The following is a 16,129-nucleotide window of genomic DNA, read 5'->3' on the forward strand; positions in this document are numbered from 1 at the left end:
TATAATCACCTTGTGTACGCTTAACTCTTTGTTCTCGTTCATGTTCCATAAAATAAGCCTCTTAAAGGTGTAAACTTATTTCAGGACGGGACAATATTTAAAAATAAAAAAGCACCCTCGATGGGTGCTTTTTTATATGAAGGCTTAAACTTTTTTGGCCCTGAACTTAAATATAAGCATAACTGCAAAACCAAAGAGTAGTCCCCAAAAGGCAGAACCAATACCAAAGAACTGTACCCCAGATGCGCTGAATAAGAACGTCATGAGGGCTGCCTCACGGTCTGATACCGCTTCAAATGCAATCGCGATGTTATGACTAATCGTGCCAAACAAAGCAATACCAGCCAATGCTGTAATAAAAATCGCAGGGAAAGACAGTAAAAGGCTGGTCAGGGTGGCTGCGAATAGTCCCATTAAGATATAGAAGAAACCGCAGCTCATGCCCGCAATATAACGTTTTGATGGATTAGGGTGAACTTGTTCATCTAAACTGACAGCTGCACTAATTGCTGCGGTATTGACACTATAACAGCCAAAGGGTGCGAGTAAGGCTTGAGCGGTACCCGTCCATCCAATCAGTTGATTGACGTGGGGGTTATAGCCATAGCTTTTAATCATGGCAATACCCGGTAAGTACTGCGATGCCATATTGATTACAAATAAAGGCAGCGCTAAACCTAAAATAGCAGACATACTGAACTCAGGTGCCATCCAAACAGGTTGCGCTAGGCTCCATGTGATTTGAGGAGTATGGAAGTCTAAGAACAATGGGCAGAGTAACAAGCCTGCAATCACTGTAATGACAATGCAATAACGTGGAGTAAGTCGCTTAGAAACAATATAAGCCGCCAGCATGGATAAAATAAAACCCCAATGGTCTTGCATACTGGCGAACAATGAAATACCAAACTTCAATAACACACCAGCTAGCATGGCACTGGTTAGGCTTTGCGGGATATACGTCAGAACTTTTTCAAAGATACCGAAAAAGCCCAAAATGGCAGTAACTAAACCACAGACCAAAAATGCACCAATTGCTTCATGCAAACTATAACCACTGCCTGTCGCAATAATTAAGGCCAGTGCTGCCGTAGACCATGAGGTCGATACAGGATATTTAAGTTTCCAAGATAAAAGCAGGCCACTCAAACCAATACCCAGACCTAAAGCCCAGAACCATGAGTTGATTTGCGCGGTATTTGCACCTAAGACTTGGGCGGATTGAATGACCAAGACTGAAGACACACTAATGCCAATAAGGAAGGTAATAAAACCTGCGAATACTGCTGGAACTGAGAAATCTTGAAATAATTTTTGCATGAAGATCAAAACATAATTTGAATGAGTGAAAATTACTATTGTTCAAGGATCATACGCTGGTTCTTGAAAAAGAAAACAGCACATGATGGATTTTTTATCGAAAATAATGAGATTATTCACGAAAATTACAGTGTGGAAAGTGCCAGTTTTAAGCCGAAGCCACAAAACAGCAGACCGACGGTCGCCACTGCGACAGCGGCAACTTTGAACTGTCGGTTGAAATAGCTCGCCAGCTTAATACCTGAAAAAATTAGGATACTGAGATAGGCCATACTGATGATTTGCAGAATAATAGAAAGTAAGGCAAAGCTCAGTGCTGGGTAGGCATAATTGGGGTCGACAAACTGCACAAAAAAAGACAGATAAAACAAAATAGCTTTTGGGTTTAAAAGGCTAATGGTCAGCGCTGAGCGAAAAGGATGCAAGGTTTGTAAAGTGCTCTGATCTGTACTTGCTGCAAGCTGTTGTGGGCTAGAGTTCCAGGTTTTGACTCCTGCAATCAAGAGTTTTATACCTAAATATGACAGATAGAGTGCACCTACAATTTTTAATAAAATAAACAGCCAAGGAAAAGCATGTAAAAGAGATGCTGCACCCAGCACGGTACATAGAATGAGGATCAAATCGCCTGTGAAAACACCTAATGCACCCCAGTAACCTGTCTTAATACCAAATCGTGAGGCAATGGACATCACATAAAGAGAATTTGGGCCTGGCAAAATCACAATTAGAATTGTACCGATGATATAAGTACCGATGTCGATAATACCAAACACAACGTATTCTCAATAAAAAAGCCGATGTTGCATGATAACAAAATCGGCTTTTAAAAGAAGAAAAATCAAGTTAAGCTGAAATTTCTTCATCTAAACCAAAAGACTGACGTAACAGTGTGTTCAGCTGTTGACGAGCTTTAATAAATCCATCAATCCCCCCTTGTAGCAGTTGTGTTGCCATGAGGTCATGTTCAATTTGATCTCTAAACTCAGTTTCACCGAGTGGGTCAAGTGGTGTTGTCGCAGGCATAACATCACTTGCAGACAACTGAGCTTTGACTTCACGTGTGTCTAGCTCAAGTGCAGCCAATAAATTAGGTGCGACAGTCAGTAGGTCGCAGCCAGCTAGTCCCAACACTTGGTCAATACTACGGAAGCTTGCGCCCATAATTTCTGTTTTAACCCCATGTGCTTTATAGAACTGGTAAATTTGCTTCACAGACAGTACGCCAGGGTCTTTTTCAACGGGATAGCTGTCCACGCCTTCGGCCTTTTTGTACCAATCTAAAATACGTCCAACAAAAGGTGAGATTAAAGTGACATTCGCTTCTGCACAAGCATGTGCTTGATGCACACCAAACAGAAGCGTTAAATTGGTATGAATACCTTCAGCTTCTAGCACTTTGGCTGCTTGGATACCTGCCCATGTCGAAGCAATTTTAATTAAAATACGATCTTGATCTACGCCGTAGTTTTTGTATAGCGCCAGCAGCTCTTTGGCTTTCTCGATGGTGGCATTGGTATCATAAGACAGCGCTGCATCGACTTCTGTAGAAACACGACCTTCAATCAACTTGAGAATTTCAACACCAAATTTGACGGTAAGAATGTCGATCGTACGTTCAATGAGTAAGTCATCTTCGAAGCCTTCCTCTTTAGCTTGAGCGAAAGCATCTTCAATCAACTCTTTATTTTCAGGTTGACTTGCAGCGGCTGTAATTAGAGATGGATTGGTGGTTGCATCTAGCGGGCGAAATTGGTTAATCGCCGCTAAATCGCTACTGTCGGCAACAATGGTGGTTAAGCTTTTTAATTGGTTTAATGCTGTTTGTGTCATTGATCGTTCGTTCTTAAAGTTATTACCCGTAAAATATTTATAACACAAACTGCTTTTAACCCAAGTAGATTCGGACGTTTTAACAGCAGTTATTATACTTTTTTACGCTGATTTCGGATGTGTTGGATTAAAAAACGTGCAGCCGCGCCCAATTCACTTTCACGACTCCAGACCAAGTCTACAAAATATTCAAACTTCGGTGTGAAATCTAGCAGATCTAATATTTTCAGCTGCTTTTTGAGCTGAGGGTTTTCATTCAACATTTCTAAGGGTAAAACACCCCAGCCAAAATTTTGCATGATTAAGGCACAAGCAGAGTGATGGTTGTCTGTTCGCCAATATTGCTTGGAATACAGCAATTCTGGCTTAATGCTTTTATCGCGACTGGCAACCACGATTTGACGGCTGTGTTGAATTTGTTCAAAGCTGACTTGTGGAAATTTCGCCAAAATAAAATCTTTATTCGCGACGGGAACTAAAGTCTCGAGTTTTAACTCTACAAACTGTTCGCTGCTTTCCAGTTGCTCACGTTCAAACATCAGTGCCAGTTGTGCTGTGCCGTTGAGTAACATTTTCTGAGCATCTTCTTGAGGTGCAGAAAAAATATTGATTTGTAGACTGGGAAATTCGGCCTCTAATATCGCGATGTAGTCGATCCATTGCATATGTAGAAGCTCAGATACCACTACGATATTCAGCGATGACTCCAAACCGTGGCTTAGGGCATAGGCATGCTGTTTCCATTGATTCATTTCGGTCAGCAGTTGCTCGGTTTTTTCATACAAGGTCAGGGCTTGCGCAGTTGCTGTGGGCTCACGTCCTTCGCGTAAGAAGAGCTGTAGGTTTAAGTCTATTTCCAAGTTAGCAATTGACATACTCACGGCCGATGGCACTTTGCCTAACTTGCGTGCAGCAGCTGAAAATGAGCCTGATTCAATCACGGTTTTAAAAATAATCAGTTGTTCTTGATTGATATTCATAATTTTCCATCTTTCAATTTTATTGAAAGAACCTAACTCGATTAATCAATATTATAAAAATAAAATAGCCAACATCCAATCATGAAAGAGTAATTAAAAATGTTGATTTCCAAAAGAAGGATTATTCATGCGCTCAGCTATGAAATCATCCTATTGGTGATCATTGCTGTTGCCTTAAGTTTCATATTCCATATGCCTTTAGAAGTCACAGGTGTACTTGGTATCGCCATGGCAGTCACTTCGGTCATATGGAATATGGTGTTTAACCATTTTTTTGAAAAGTTTGAAGCGAAAAGAAAGCTAAAAAGAACCATCGGCGTACGTGTCCTTCACGCGATTGGTTTTGAAGGTGGTTTGATGCTTGCAACCATCCCAATGGTCGCATATGCAATGCAAATGAGTATTTGGCAAGCCATCGTACTCGACTTTAGTTTAACCATGTGTATTTTGGTTTATACCTTTATTTTCCAGTGGTGTTATGACATGCTGGAAGCGAAATTGGGTATCCAACCTGAAGCGCAATATTCAAATTAAAAAAAAAGCCACGCAATGTCGTGGCTTTTTTAATGTACAGTGTGTCCCGTCCTGAAATAAGTTTACACCTTTAAGAGGCTTATTTTATGGAACATGAACGAGAACAAAGAGTTAAGCGTACACAAGGTGATTATAGCTTTGCCTTTAAAATGATGGTTGTACATGAAGTAGAAAAAGGGCAAATTACTTATAAACAAGCTCAGGCAAAATATGGTATTCAAGGAAGATCAACTGTGCTGGTATGGTTACGCAAGCACGGACAACAGGACTGGACTTCGAATATGCCGACTTCTTCTAAACGCCAATTAACACCCCAACAACGAATCCGCCAATTAGAAAAGCAGTTAGCCGCAGAAAAGCTTAAAACTGAATTTATTCAGGACGTGATTTATCACATTGATAAAGAATGTGGGACTGATCTTGGAAAAAAGTATACCGAGCACGTTTCAAAGATTGGCAAAGCCAAAGAGGACTAAGCGTTTCACGTTATTGTCAGTGGTTGGGAATCACCCGACAAGCTTATTATCAAGCAGAAAAACGTGCTCAAATGACTGCACAAGCAACTGAACAAATACTTGAGTTGGTTATGGAATATCGTTGTCTCATGCCAAGTATCGGAACACGTAAGTTGTATTGGCTTATTAAAGGCAAATTGTTGCAGCGTGGTTTAAAGTGTGGACGGGATCAGTTATTTAAAATATTGAAAGAGCATAATTTATTGATTCGCCCCAAGCGTCGCTATACAAAAACTACGGATAGCAAGCATTGGATGAAGAAGCATCCAAATTTATTAAAGGATTATTCAGCAGTGCAAGCCAACGAAGTCTTTGTTAGTGATATTACTTATGTTGAGAGTGCTGAAGGCGTACATTATTTATCATTGGTGACAGATGCTTATACCCGTCAGATTAAAGGTTATAAGTTATCGAATGATATGCGTGCGGAGAATGTTATGCAGGCTCTACATATGGCGATGCAGCATGTGACGGATCGAGCGACTAGGATGATTCATCATTCAGACAGAGGCTCTCAGTATTGCTCTGAGCTATATCAATCGGCATTGCGCCATTATGGGATATGTCCTTCCATGACAGATGGCGCACTTGCGAAACAGTGTTTCTCATATCAAAATGCATTAGCAGAGCGGATTAATGGAATATTAAAGCAGGAGTTTTTAACTACACGATGTCAAACCATGAAGGAGTTAGATCACTTAATTACGGAATCTATCATGATTTATAATTACTATAGACCACATTTAAGTTTAAATATGAACACCCCGAATCAGATGTATGAGCAAACTAAAACCGAGCTAATTGCTTAACTCGGTTTGAAGTGGAATACTGTCAATCTATTTCAGGACAAGACAATAGGTAGCCTACTATCGCTTATCCTGTTGTTAACGTTAAACATGCACATTAAATAGGGAGCCAATCCAACTGGCAAACAGCATCGCAAAAATTCCCCATAGTGTCACACGAAATGCACCTGTCCACATAGAAGTCCCAGAAAAGTAACTTGATAAAGCCCCTAAACCGAATAACGATAGTACCCCTGTGAGTGCAACTGACTGAGTCAGATAACCTTGAGGGCTTAAGAGAATGGCCAGCATAGGAAACAGAGCACCTAGTGAAAAGGCGAGGGCAGAAGAACCCGCGGCTTCAAGTGGTTTAGCACTGGTATTTTCATGGATGCCTATTTCATCACGAGCATGTGCAGACAGTGCATCATGTGCGCTGAGTTGTACTGCGACTTCATGTGCTAGTTCTGGTTCTAGTCCACGTTGTATATAAATTTGGGTCAGTTCTTTAAGTTCTAAGTGAGGGTTTTTATCTAATTCTCTAGCTTCATGTTTTAAGTCAGCTTCTTCAATATCTGATTGTGACTTCACAGAAATATACTCGCCCGCAGCCATAGAGCTCGCACCTGAAATGAGCCCTGCAATACATGTGATGAGTAAGGTATGGCTGGTTGCACCACTGGCCGCCATCCCCATAATCAAACTGGTCACTGAAATGATGCCGTCATTGGCACCCAAGACCGCTGCACGTAGCCAACCAGTACGATGAATTAAATGAGGTTCAACATGGTGAGAATAGGACATGACGATAGATCATCCTCAAATTTTAAAGTTATGATTTATTTAATAATGCACGTTTCATCTACTATAGCACAGCCCATAAAAAAGCCTCCGAGTGGGAGGCTTTTTTGAGTTTAGAAATATTATTGCGCTTTTTCTTTCACATCAGCAGCGCCTTGTTCTACAGCACCAGCAACATGAGCTGTTGCTTCTTTAGAGGCATTTTTAACATCTTCAGCAGCAGCTTCAGTTTTCGCAGCAGCTTCGTCAGCGGCAGCACCAATTTTTGCAGATGCTTCATCTGCAGCTTTTTGAGTGTCAGATACGGCTTCACTTGCAGCTTTGTTAATATCATGACCTGCTTGTTCAGCAGCATTTTCAAGGTGTTCACCTGTCGTTGCACCTGTTTCAGGTGCTTTTTCTTTTGAACAACCCACTAAAACAACAGCAGCAGCAAGACCTAAAGCAATAAGTAATTTATTCATTTTCATATCCTTTTCGTTTTATACCCAAAAGTAGGGGTTGGGCAAAATATAATCTAATTTGAATGTAAAACAGACTGCATTATTGTTAAAAAAATGTAAATTTTTATAAAAAACAGCGTGATAAAAAGGCTTATAAGCTGAGTTACCTATAAGCCTTTAGTAGAGAAGAGTTTGAGAGGATTACACGCCAGAACGAATAATATAATCAAAAGCAGACAGAGATGCTTTCGCGCCTTCACCTGTGGCAATGATGATTTGCTTGTAAGGCACAGTCGTACAGTCACCTGCGGCAAATACACCTTTGACATTGGTTTCATTGCGATCATTAATCACAATCTCACCACGGTTTGAAAGCTCAACAGCAGTTTCTTTTAAGAAATCGGTGTTTGGTAATAAACCAATTTGCACAAAGATTCCTGCAAGCTCAACCGTATGTTCTACATCAGTTGCACGGTCTTTATATTTCAATGCTGTCACTTGCTGACCATCACCCACAACTTCAGTCGAGAGTGCATTCAGGATCACTGTGGTATTAGGCAAGCTATGCAATTTGTCTTGCAACACTTGGTCAGCACGTAGTTTGGTATCAAACTCAACCAAAGTTACATGTTCCACAATCCCCGCAAGATCAATCGCAGCTTCGACACCTGAGTTACCCCCACCAATTACTGCAACACGTTTGCCTTTAAACAGTGGACCATCACAGTGTGGACAGTAAGCAACACCACGAGTACGGTATTCTGCTTCACCCGGTACATTCATTTCTCTCCAACGTGCACCTGTTGAAAGGATGACTGTTTTAGATTCAAGCTTCGCACCATTTTCTAAAGTGACTTCAACCAAACCATTCGCGGTCTCATCCACACCTTTGATGTTAGAAACACGTTGTAAGTTCATGATGTCCACACCGTACTCACGTACATGTGCTTCCATTTCAGCAGCAAACTTCGGCCCTTGGGTCTTTTGAATCGAGGTATAGTTTTCAATGTCCATGGTATCCATGACTTGACCACCCATACGTTCAGCCACAATCCCGGTTTTAATGCCTTTACGCGCTGCGTAGATGGCAGAGGTATTTCCCGCAGGACCACCACCAATCACTAAAACATCAAAAGCAGCTTTAGCATTGAGTTTTTCAGCTTCTTTGGCTGCGGAATTGGTATCCAGTTTGGCAATAATCTCTTCCAAGGTCATACGACCTTGACCGATATGGTTGTTGTCTTGGAACACCATCGGTACAGCCATAATTTTGCGTTCTTCGACTTCGTCTTGGAAGAATGCCCCATCAATCATGGTGGCTGTCGTGCCCGGATTGTAAATAGCAATCAGGTTTAAGGCTTGCACCACGTCTGGGCAGTTATGACAACTTAAAGAGACAAATACGTCAAAGTCAGATTGGATGCCCAAAGCTTTGATTGAAGCTAAAACTTCATCCGATACTTTAGGTGCATAACCTGAGGTTTGTAGCAATGCCAAGATCAAAGAGGTAAACTCATGTCCCATCGGTAAACCCGCAAAGAAGACACGCGGCTCTTCACCAGCTTTTGCCACACCAAAGCTGGGCGCACGTGAGTTTTGACCATCAAAACGTGCAGTCACCAGTGGAGACAGTGCTGCAACTTCTTCAACCAATTCTTTGATTTTGTCTGATTTCTCAGAACCGTTCAAAGTCGCAACCAATTCAATCGGACCTTCTAGGCGTTCAAGAAGTGTTTTTAATTGAGCTGAAGTATTTTGATCTAACATTGTTAAGCTCTCCAAAGCAGTCTATAAATTTATTTGATAGAAGAATCATAGAGTAAATCTAAAAATAGATAAAACAGTTTGTTTTTATTTTGGTAATCGGTTTTATAGATTTAAAGATGTTTTCTTCAATCATTTCATAAAGCTATATGGGGGATTTAAATGATTCTTCAAGTGATTTGCAGTTTAAGCCGTATAAATTAGGTATGATCGAGACAGTTAAAAAATAGGGAAGCAAGTGATGCAATTACAGCGTGGTATCTATCAGCATTATAAAGGGCAACTGTATCAAGTTTTACATGTAGCGACGCATAGTGAAACCGAAGAAAAACTGGTGGTTTATCAGTGTTTATATGGTGATTACTCGATTTGGGTACGTCCACTTCTCATGTTTACTGAAACGGTAATGTTAGAGGATGACCGTGAAGTTGAGCGCTTTAAACTGATTCAAGAAGTATAAACAACGCTAAGTAAAGTAGAGGGGGATTTGATCATGCATGCAGAATTTTTGAGTAAAGTATCGGCCTTATATCATCGCTTTCAAGAACATGACAGTACGCAAGCAGATCGAATTGCGCGCTTTCGCAATATTGAGCCTGAGTCTGCACAGTTTTTGGCGCAACTGGTTCATATTCAGCAGCCCCAGCAGGTATTAGAAATAGGAACATCAACCGGTTACTCAACCTTATGGTTGGCTTATGCAGCGCAACAAGTGAATGCTCGATTAACCACTTTGGAAATTGATGCTGAGAGAAGTCAACAAGCCGCGAGTCATCTTGCGGATTTCAATTTATCCAATGGTGTTGAGTTTTGGGTGGGTGACGCAGCTGAATATTTGAAGCAGTCGCAAGCCATCTTTGATTTTATATTGCTAGATGCTGAACGTGATGCTTATGTCGACTATTGGCCAGATTTGAAACGACTAATGTGTGTTTCACGCGGAGTTTTGGTGGTTGATAATGTTCTATCGCACGCAGATCAAGTCACGGACTTCATAGCGATTATTCAGCAGGACGAGCAGTTTAACCTATCTACATTAGCGATTGGTGCGGGCTTGTTGGTGGTGACGTGGGATCATGAAAAACAATCAGGATAAATCCTGATTGTTTGAGATTCAAAAATTAATGAATACTTAAGCGCGTAAAGTGCAAATCATATTCTAAATATTTATGAACAAAAGCTGTTTTATTATTACATCGAACTAAGTTGTTATAAATAAATTCAGGCACAGGGTGGTACAGCTCGCCTGAACCATCGGCATAGAAAATTTTTAAATAGCGTGTGGAAGCATTGTATTTCCAAGATGTTACCGCAATTGTCCCCATAAGCGACTCCCCATCATGTACATGGAATCACAGCAATGTGGCTGCTTAATTTAAACTTATGCCAAACTTAAAAAGCGAAGTATTACAGTTTTGTAAATAAAAAAACCGTACATAAAGTACGGTTTTTTAAAGTGATCAATTAGCGCATTTTCGCAAGGAAACGACCTACTCGGGTAATGGCTTCACGTAGTTCATTTTCAGCAGGTAAGAACACTACGCGGAAATGATCTGGTGTTGGCCAGTTAAAGCCTGTGCCTTGAACCAGAAGTACTTTTTCCGCACGAAGTAGATCAAGCATCAGTTTTTCGTCATCTTGAACTGGATAGATTTCTGGGTCCAATTTCGGGAAGCAATACATCGCGCCTTCAGGTTTAACACAAGATACACCCGGTATATCATTCAACATTTGCCAAGCAATATTACGCTGTTCGTATAAACGACCACCTGGACGAATTAAATCATTGATTGACTGGTAGCCGCCTAAAGCAGTTTGAATGGCATACTGAGCTTGGTGGTTAGCACACAAACGCATAGAAGCCAGCATGTCTAAACCTTCAATATAGTCGACTGCACGAGACTTATCGCCTGTGATTGCCATCCAGCCTGAACGGTAACCCGCAATACGGTATGCTTTAGATAAACCATTGAAAGATATGCAGAGTTGGTCACCAGCTAATGCTGCTACAGAAACATGTTCAATACCGTCATAAACGATTTTGTCGTAAATTTCATCTGCAAACAAAATCAAATCATGCTTTTTAGCCAATGCGACGATTTGCTCAAGTACATGGCGTGGATAAACTGCACCTGTTGGGTTGTTTGGATTGATAATCACGATACCGCGGGTACGTGGTGTGATTTTACTCTCCATATCTGCAATGTCGGGATACCAAAAGTTTTCTTCATCACATTTATAATGAATGGCAGTCCCACCTGAAAGGTTCACCGCAGCTGTCCAAAGGGGATAGTCAGGCATTGGCACGAGCATCTCGTCACCATCATCTAACAAGCCTTGCATCGCCATCACGATCAATTCAGAGACACCATTGCCGATATACACGTCATTAACGTGCATATCTAAAATGCCTTTTTGCTGATAGTACTGACAGATGGCTTTACGCGCAGGGAAAATCCCTTTTGAGTCGGTATAGCCCACTGCATTTGGCAGGTTTAAAGCTACATCATTAATAATCTCTTGAGGAGCTTCAAAACCAAAGGGTGCAGGGTTACCAATGTTGAGTTTGATAATCTTATGACCGGCTTCTTCCATTTCATTGGCCGCTCGCAACACTGGTCCACGGATGTCGTAGCAAACATGCTCGAGCTTAGACGATTTTTTTATTTCGCGTGGGGTTTGGAGAGTGTTCGGCATTTTGATGTTCTCGGAAAGAGTGGAGGTCACTTTTGCATAACGGTATAAATAGCTTTTAAATGTTTCAGTTGTCACTAGATCGAGATCATGTTCATCTCTGAGTAAAGCAACAATTTTTTCATGCGTAAACCCTACCTGTTGATATTGTTTAATCACAGGCAGTAGATGTTTAAAAATAACGCTCTTTTTTTGCGACATTTTTTTAATCCTGAGCAAGAATGTCAACAAGCCTAACATTAAATTTGCTCACAAAAAAGCATTAAATAAAATAAATTGCTTACCTCTTTTATAAAATGCTTTCTTTTTGCTTTTATTGGAATTATAGGTCTTTTGTAAATTGTGAACTAAACACTAGAAATTTTAAGATGAATCACGTAAATATAGGATTATCCTATTTTAAATAGCAAGATAGAAAGGGACGTAATCATGGGAAAACTCAATAAAACAGACCGAGAATGGCAAAGAGAGTTATCACCTGACGAATTTCGCATTACGCGACAAAAGGGGACGGAACCAGCCTTTACGGGGAAATATTGGAATACTAAACAAGCCGGCACTTATGTATGCCGTTGTTGTGGTACGCCATTATTTAATTCTGAAAATAAATATGACAGTGGTTGCGGCTGGCCAAGTTTTTATAAGCCACTCAATACGACTGTGATAGAAGAGCATCAAGATACAACACATGGCATGGTGCGTACCGAAATTGTATGTCATCACTGTGATGCTCATTTAGGCCATGTTTTTACAGATGGACCTGAGCCTACAGGTTTACGTTACTGTGTAAACTCGGCTTCATTAGAACTAGAAACACAAGAAAAAAGTGATGAGGATACTTATCCATGACCAACATTTATCAGTTTGAAGCGGAATTGTTAGATGGAAAAAATAAATCCTTTGCTGACTATGAGGGCGAAGTGCTACTCATCGTCAATACGGCCAGTAAATGTGGTTTTACACCACAATTTGCGGGATTAGAAAAAATTTATGAGCAATATCATGCACAAGGGTTTGAGGTGTTAGGCTTCCCTTGTAATCAGTTTGGGGGGCAAGATCCGGGTAGCAATGAGCAAATAGGAACGTATTGTCAGAAAAACTATGGGGTGACTTTTCCCATGTTTTCCAAAGTTGATGTTAAAGGCCCTGAAGCCCACGCCATATTCCGGTATTTAACCAATAACAGCAAAGGGATTCTCGGCAGCGGCATTAAGTGGAATTTTACAAAATTCTTGATTGGTAAGGATGGCAAAGTAATTAATCGATATGCGCCAACCACCAAGCCTGAGGCGATTCAGGCAGATATTGAAAAAGCATTACAACAATAACCTGTTGATGTGTCGTCAGTGATGAAAGAGCAAGGTGCTTCAGTTGAATTTTGGAGTGATCCGCGCATGCCTTATGTGGAAACACGTCGGGCATGTGCAAGTCGTGCTTGTTATAAAGCCCATAGTCATCCGACATTTTCAATTGGAGCGGTGGATCAAGGCAACAGCATTTTCACTAGTCATTTTGGTGGAACGCAACAACATAGACGCGGGTACCTTGGTATTGGTTCCTGCACATGTAGAACATGAGTGTAATCCTGTTCCAGATCAGGCTTGGAGCTACCAAATGATGCATTTAGATGCACATTGGTTGAATCAGTTATTACAAGAAACAGCACATAAAGATACTTATCAAGACATACCACAGTTCAAACCCGTGCTGTATAAACAGCCTAAGATGTATCATGACTTTAGTTGTCTTAACAGTCAATTATTTGATACTGCACTGTCTTATTGGGAAAAAGAACAAAGCTTAATCACAACACTTACTGAGCTTTTATTTCCATATATTCAATTAGAATTTCTTGCTCCTCAACACTATGCACAGCAAGAGTTTAAGCAGCTTTTATCGATGATTCAGGATGCCGACGTGTTTTTATCATTAGAGCAAATGTCGCAAGAAGTCCAGTTGAGTCGGTATGCCATTATTCGGCTATTTAAATCATCTTTAGGCATGACGCCGCACGCTTATCAATTGAATCATAAAATTAATGATGCACGCACCTTTTTAAAACAAGGCATGGATATAGCACAACTGAGTTATACACTGGGCTTTAGTGATCAAAGTCATTTTCATCGTGTTTTTAAAAGTTTAACGGGCACCACACCTAAGCTCTATCAAAAGCAACATCGCGCAATTTTATCCAAGAGTTGATCTTAATCCGTCGTTAGGCTTGTCTCACTTTTAAAGAGAGATAAGTGATGGAGCTTTTTATTGTTATTGCTGTGAAGCATTTTGTGGCTTTGCTTTCTCCAGGGCCTGATTTTTTCCTGATTCTGATGACGGCATTAAATAGTGGTCAAAGCAGGGCACGATATACAGTTCTCGGTATAGTGGCTGGGAATGCTTTTATTCTAGCGCTTATTTTTACTTTACTGGTGTGGCTTGGGCATATTCATACTTATGTTCTGATGTTACTACGCGGATTAGGTGTTGCTTATTTATTGTATTTGTCTATGCAGTGTTTTCGCTATAAGCATCATGAAAATGTTGAAGTTCAAGCACATGACCCCATACCTCATCAAACTAAAATTCTATGTTTTACTCAAGGTTTACAGTCTAGTTTGCTGAATCCTAAAAATATGATGTTCTACAGTAGTTTGATATTGTTGGTTTATTCAAAATTTGATGTTTATACCTTGCTTTTAATGAGTCTATGGATGGTGGTTGTGGTCTTGATGTGGAACCTGTTGGTGCTTAAGTTATTGAGTTGGAAGCGCTGGAATCATTTTTTAACTCAGCGCCTCAATTGGCTTTATAAGATGTCAGGGTGCTGCTTTGCCTCTTTTGCAATCGTTTTGCTATTAGATGGACTAGTAATATGAGAATCTTAAAGTAAAAGTCAATCAGTTGTCTGACGTCATAAGTTATAACAATGAAATAATTAATTCTCATTTGAATTTACAATTTAAATGAGAATTAAATCAGTTTGACTAAGATCAATTCTCATTTACTATCAGGCTCGAATTTTAGATTGATGAAAAAGGGTAGGAAATGGTTAAGCTGAAACCATTGGTGTTAATGATGGCATGTGTATCTGGGTACAGTATTTCACATGCTGCCGAAGTTCCAGTAGTCGTTGAATCTGACTCATCATCTCAGGCGAATAATGTTACAGCTTTGGAAACAATCCGTATAGTTGCAAGTGCCGATGCTTCTGCAAATGGTTTAATGGAAGCTTTCGCTGGGGGGCAGGTTGCAAGTGGCGGCCGAGTAGGTGTCTTTGGTAACCAGAAAAATTTAGATAACCCATTTAGCTTAACTAGCTATACCAACCAATACATTCAAGAACGTCAAGCAAAGAGTGTTGGGGATGTTTTACAAGCTGATCCATCCGTACGTTTAGCGAAAGGTTTTGGTAACTTTCAGGAAACTTATTTTATTCGTGGTTTCGTTTTGGCCTCTGATGATACAAGTTATAATGGCTTGTATGGGATTTTGCCGCGTTAATACATTCCTACAGAATTATTTGAGCGAGTTGAAGTTTTCAAAGGTGCTTCAGCATTTTTAAATGGTGCAATGCCGGGAGGTTCTGGCATTGGTGGTTCTGTTAACTTGGTGCCTAAACGCGCAGCCAATGAACCGCTTAAACGTGTAACAGCAGGTACAGATTTTAATGGTGGTTATTTATCGAGTGATGTATCCGAACGTTTTGGTGAAAATGATGAATATGGCGTACGTGTAAATACGGCATACCATGGCGGCGGTACAGAAGTTGATAAAGAAGATAATTCGCTTGGGTTGGCTTCGATTGCGCTTGATTATCGTGGTGATCAACTGCGTATATCAGGTGATTTAGGATACAACAACAACCGTCTTAAAGAAAACCGTCCAAGTTTGCGTTTGACCAATGCAGTAACTTCGGTTCCAAGTGCATCACAATATGCGGATTACCATGGACAATCATGGACATATTCTAATGAGGAAGATGTCTTTGGTAGTTATCGTGCAGAATATGACTTTAATGATGCAGTGACTGCATATGCTGCTTATGGTTTCCGTGTTAGTGAAGAAGCGGGCGTATATTCTAGTCAGCAACTCAGCAATACTGAAACGGGCGCTGCCTCTTTATCTGCCTCAACAATTTTACGAAAAGATAAAAACCATACGGGTGAAGTGGGTGTTAAAACCAAATTTAATACTGGTACATTAAGCCATAATGTCGTTCTGTCTGGTTCGATGTACCGAGCAGATAAGCGTTATAGTTATGGTTATGCTACAGGAGTGGCTGATAACTTCTATAACCCTATTTATAGTAATGATTCTAATATTGATAAGTGGCTAGGTTCTAAAGGAACTTATCCGAAAGCGAATGTGTCTGTCAACGGCATTCTAAAATTGACCCCTTTTACCTTACAAATGGCAAAGTAAAATTGACCCCTTTGATCTCGTATTAAGTTTCAACCTGGGGC

General features: G+C 40.4%; 16 protein-coding genes and 2 pseudogenes. 9 read left to right on the forward strand and 9 right to left on the reverse strand.

Annotation, left to right across the window (positions count from 1 at the left end; translation table 11 throughout):
• Positions 1-144 precede the first annotated feature (144 nt).
• The 4 genes from AXW61_RS04200 to AXW61_RS04215 form a co-directional block, all read right to left on the reverse strand.
• Positions 145-1,320, reverse strand: a complete 1,176-nt coding sequence (locus AXW61_RS04200; protein WP_062032654.1) for a benzoate/H(+) symporter BenE family transporter — start codon at positions 1,318-1,320, stop codon at positions 145-147.
• Between the two features lie 125 nt (positions 1,321-1,445).
• Positions 1,446-2,096 (reverse strand): leucine efflux protein LeuE, encoded by a 651-nt coding sequence (leuE, locus tag AXW61_RS04205; RefSeq protein ID WP_004696909.1) that lies wholly within the window; start codon positions 2,094-2,096, stop codon positions 1,446-1,448.
• Positions 2,097-2,166: 70 nt separating this feature from the next.
• Positions 2,167-3,153 (reverse strand): transaldolase, encoded by a 987-nt coding sequence (tal, locus tag AXW61_RS04210; protein ID WP_062032657.1) that lies wholly within the window; start codon positions 3,151-3,153, stop codon positions 2,167-2,169.
• A gap of 92 nt (positions 3,154-3,245) precedes the next feature.
• Complete coding sequence (locus AXW61_RS04215; protein ID WP_062032660.1) at positions 3,246-4,133, reverse strand: LysR family transcriptional regulator; 888 nt, start codon at positions 4,131-4,133, stop codon at positions 3,246-3,248.
• 99 nt (positions 4,134-4,232) lie between these two features.
• On the opposite strand from AXW61_RS04215, the gene aceI reads away from it, so the two are divergent.
• Together aceI and AXW61_RS17110 are read left to right on the forward strand one after the other, a co-directional pair.
• On the forward strand, positions 4,233-4,667 hold the full coding sequence (aceI, locus tag AXW61_RS04220) for a chlorhexidine efflux PACE transporter AceI (RefSeq protein WP_062032662.1): 435 nt from the start codon (positions 4,233-4,235) through the stop codon (positions 4,665-4,667).
• An 86-nt stretch (positions 4,668-4,753) separates the two neighbouring features.
• Positions 4,754-5,991, forward strand: a protein-coding gene (locus AXW61_RS17110; protein WP_155858662.1) for an IS3 family transposase whose coding sequence is annotated in 2 segments (ribosomal slippage) — positions 4,754-5,090 and positions 5,090-5,991 — 1,239 coding nt in all. Because the reading frame shifts where the segments join, the coding sequence is not laid out codon by codon here.
• A gap of 81 nt (positions 5,992-6,072) precedes the next feature.
• Here AXW61_RS17110 and AXW61_RS04235 read toward each other — a convergent pair.
• The 3 genes from AXW61_RS04235 to ahpF all read right to left on the reverse strand — a co-directional run bounded on the left by AXW61_RS04235 (position 6,073) and on the right by ahpF (position 8,978).
• The gene (locus AXW61_RS04235) at positions 6,073-6,771 is read right to left on the reverse strand and encodes a VIT family protein (protein ID WP_062032668.1); all 699 of its coding nucleotides are present in this window, start codon (positions 6,769-6,771) and stop codon (positions 6,073-6,075) included.
• 119 nt (positions 6,772-6,890) lie between these two features.
• Positions 6,891-7,232 carry a hypothetical protein gene (locus AXW61_RS04240; RefSeq protein ID WP_058869489.1) on the reverse strand — a complete coding sequence of 114 codons (342 nt, stop codon included), beginning with the start codon at positions 7,230-7,232 and terminating at the stop codon, positions 6,891-6,893.
• 180 nt (positions 7,233-7,412) lie between these two features.
• Positions 7,413-8,978: an alkyl hydroperoxide reductase subunit F gene (gene ahpF / locus AXW61_RS04245; protein ID WP_062032671.1), complete on the reverse strand. Its 1,566-nt coding sequence runs from the start codon at positions 8,976-8,978 to the stop codon at positions 7,413-7,415.
• A 238-nt stretch (positions 8,979-9,216) separates the two neighbouring features.
• On the opposite strand from ahpF, the gene AXW61_RS04250 reads away from it, so the two are divergent.
• Both AXW61_RS04250 and AXW61_RS04255 read left to right on the forward strand, forming a co-directional pair.
• Entirely contained in the window at positions 9,217-9,435 is a 219-nt protein-coding gene (locus AXW61_RS04250; RefSeq protein WP_062032674.1) for a DUF1653 domain-containing protein, read from the forward strand.
• A gap of 30 nt (positions 9,436-9,465) precedes the next feature.
• Positions 9,466-10,071, forward strand: a complete 606-nt coding sequence (locus AXW61_RS04255; protein WP_062032778.1) for a class I SAM-dependent methyltransferase — start codon at positions 9,466-9,468, stop codon at positions 10,069-10,071.
• A gap of 25 nt (positions 10,072-10,096) precedes the next feature.
• Here AXW61_RS04255 and AXW61_RS04260 read toward each other — a convergent pair whose 3' ends face one another.
• Entirely contained in the window at positions 10,097-10,300 is a 204-nt protein-coding gene (locus tag AXW61_RS04260; protein ID WP_004980128.1) for a KTSC domain-containing protein, read from the reverse strand.
• A gap of 139 nt (positions 10,301-10,439) precedes the next feature.
• The gene (locus AXW61_RS04265) at positions 10,440-11,870 is read right to left on the reverse strand and encodes a pyridoxal phosphate-dependent aminotransferase (RefSeq protein ID WP_062032676.1); all 1,431 of its coding nucleotides are present in this window, start codon (positions 11,868-11,870) and stop codon (positions 10,440-10,442) included.
• A 228-nt stretch (positions 11,871-12,098) separates the two neighbouring features.
• Here AXW61_RS04265 and msrB point away from each other — a divergent pair, with 228 nt between their 5' ends.
• The 5 genes and pseudogenes from msrB to AXW61_RS04290 form a co-directional block, all read left to right on the forward strand.
• Complete coding sequence (gene msrB, locus AXW61_RS04270; protein WP_005399615.1) at positions 12,099-12,518, forward strand: peptide-methionine (R)-S-oxide reductase MsrB; 420 nt, start codon at positions 12,099-12,101, stop codon at positions 12,516-12,518.
• Positions 12,515-12,997 carry a glutathione peroxidase gene (locus AXW61_RS04275; protein ID WP_004980122.1) on the forward strand — a complete coding sequence of 161 codons (483 nt, stop codon included), beginning with the start codon at positions 12,515-12,517 and terminating at the stop codon, positions 12,995-12,997. The genes msrB and AXW61_RS04275 overlap by 4 nt, the downstream gene beginning before the upstream one ends.
• Positions 12,998-13,018: 21 nt before the next feature.
• A pseudogene (locus AXW61_RS04280) lies at positions 13,019-13,871 on the forward strand (AraC family transcriptional regulator).
• Between the two features lie 47 nt (positions 13,872-13,918).
• Complete coding sequence (locus AXW61_RS04285) at positions 13,919-14,542, forward strand: LysE family translocator (protein WP_062032679.1); 624 nt, start codon at positions 13,919-13,921, stop codon at positions 14,540-14,542.
• Between the two features lie 169 nt (positions 14,543-14,711).
• A pseudogene (locus AXW61_RS04290) lies at positions 14,712-15,926 on the forward strand (TonB-dependent receptor plug domain-containing protein); the annotation flags it as partial.
• Between the last annotated feature and the right edge of the window lie 203 nt (positions 15,927-16,129).

This window comes from Acinetobacter sp. BMW17, assembly GCF_001592855.1.
Classification (GTDB): Bacteria; Pseudomonadota; Gammaproteobacteria; order Pseudomonadales; family Moraxellaceae; genus Acinetobacter; species Acinetobacter johnsonii.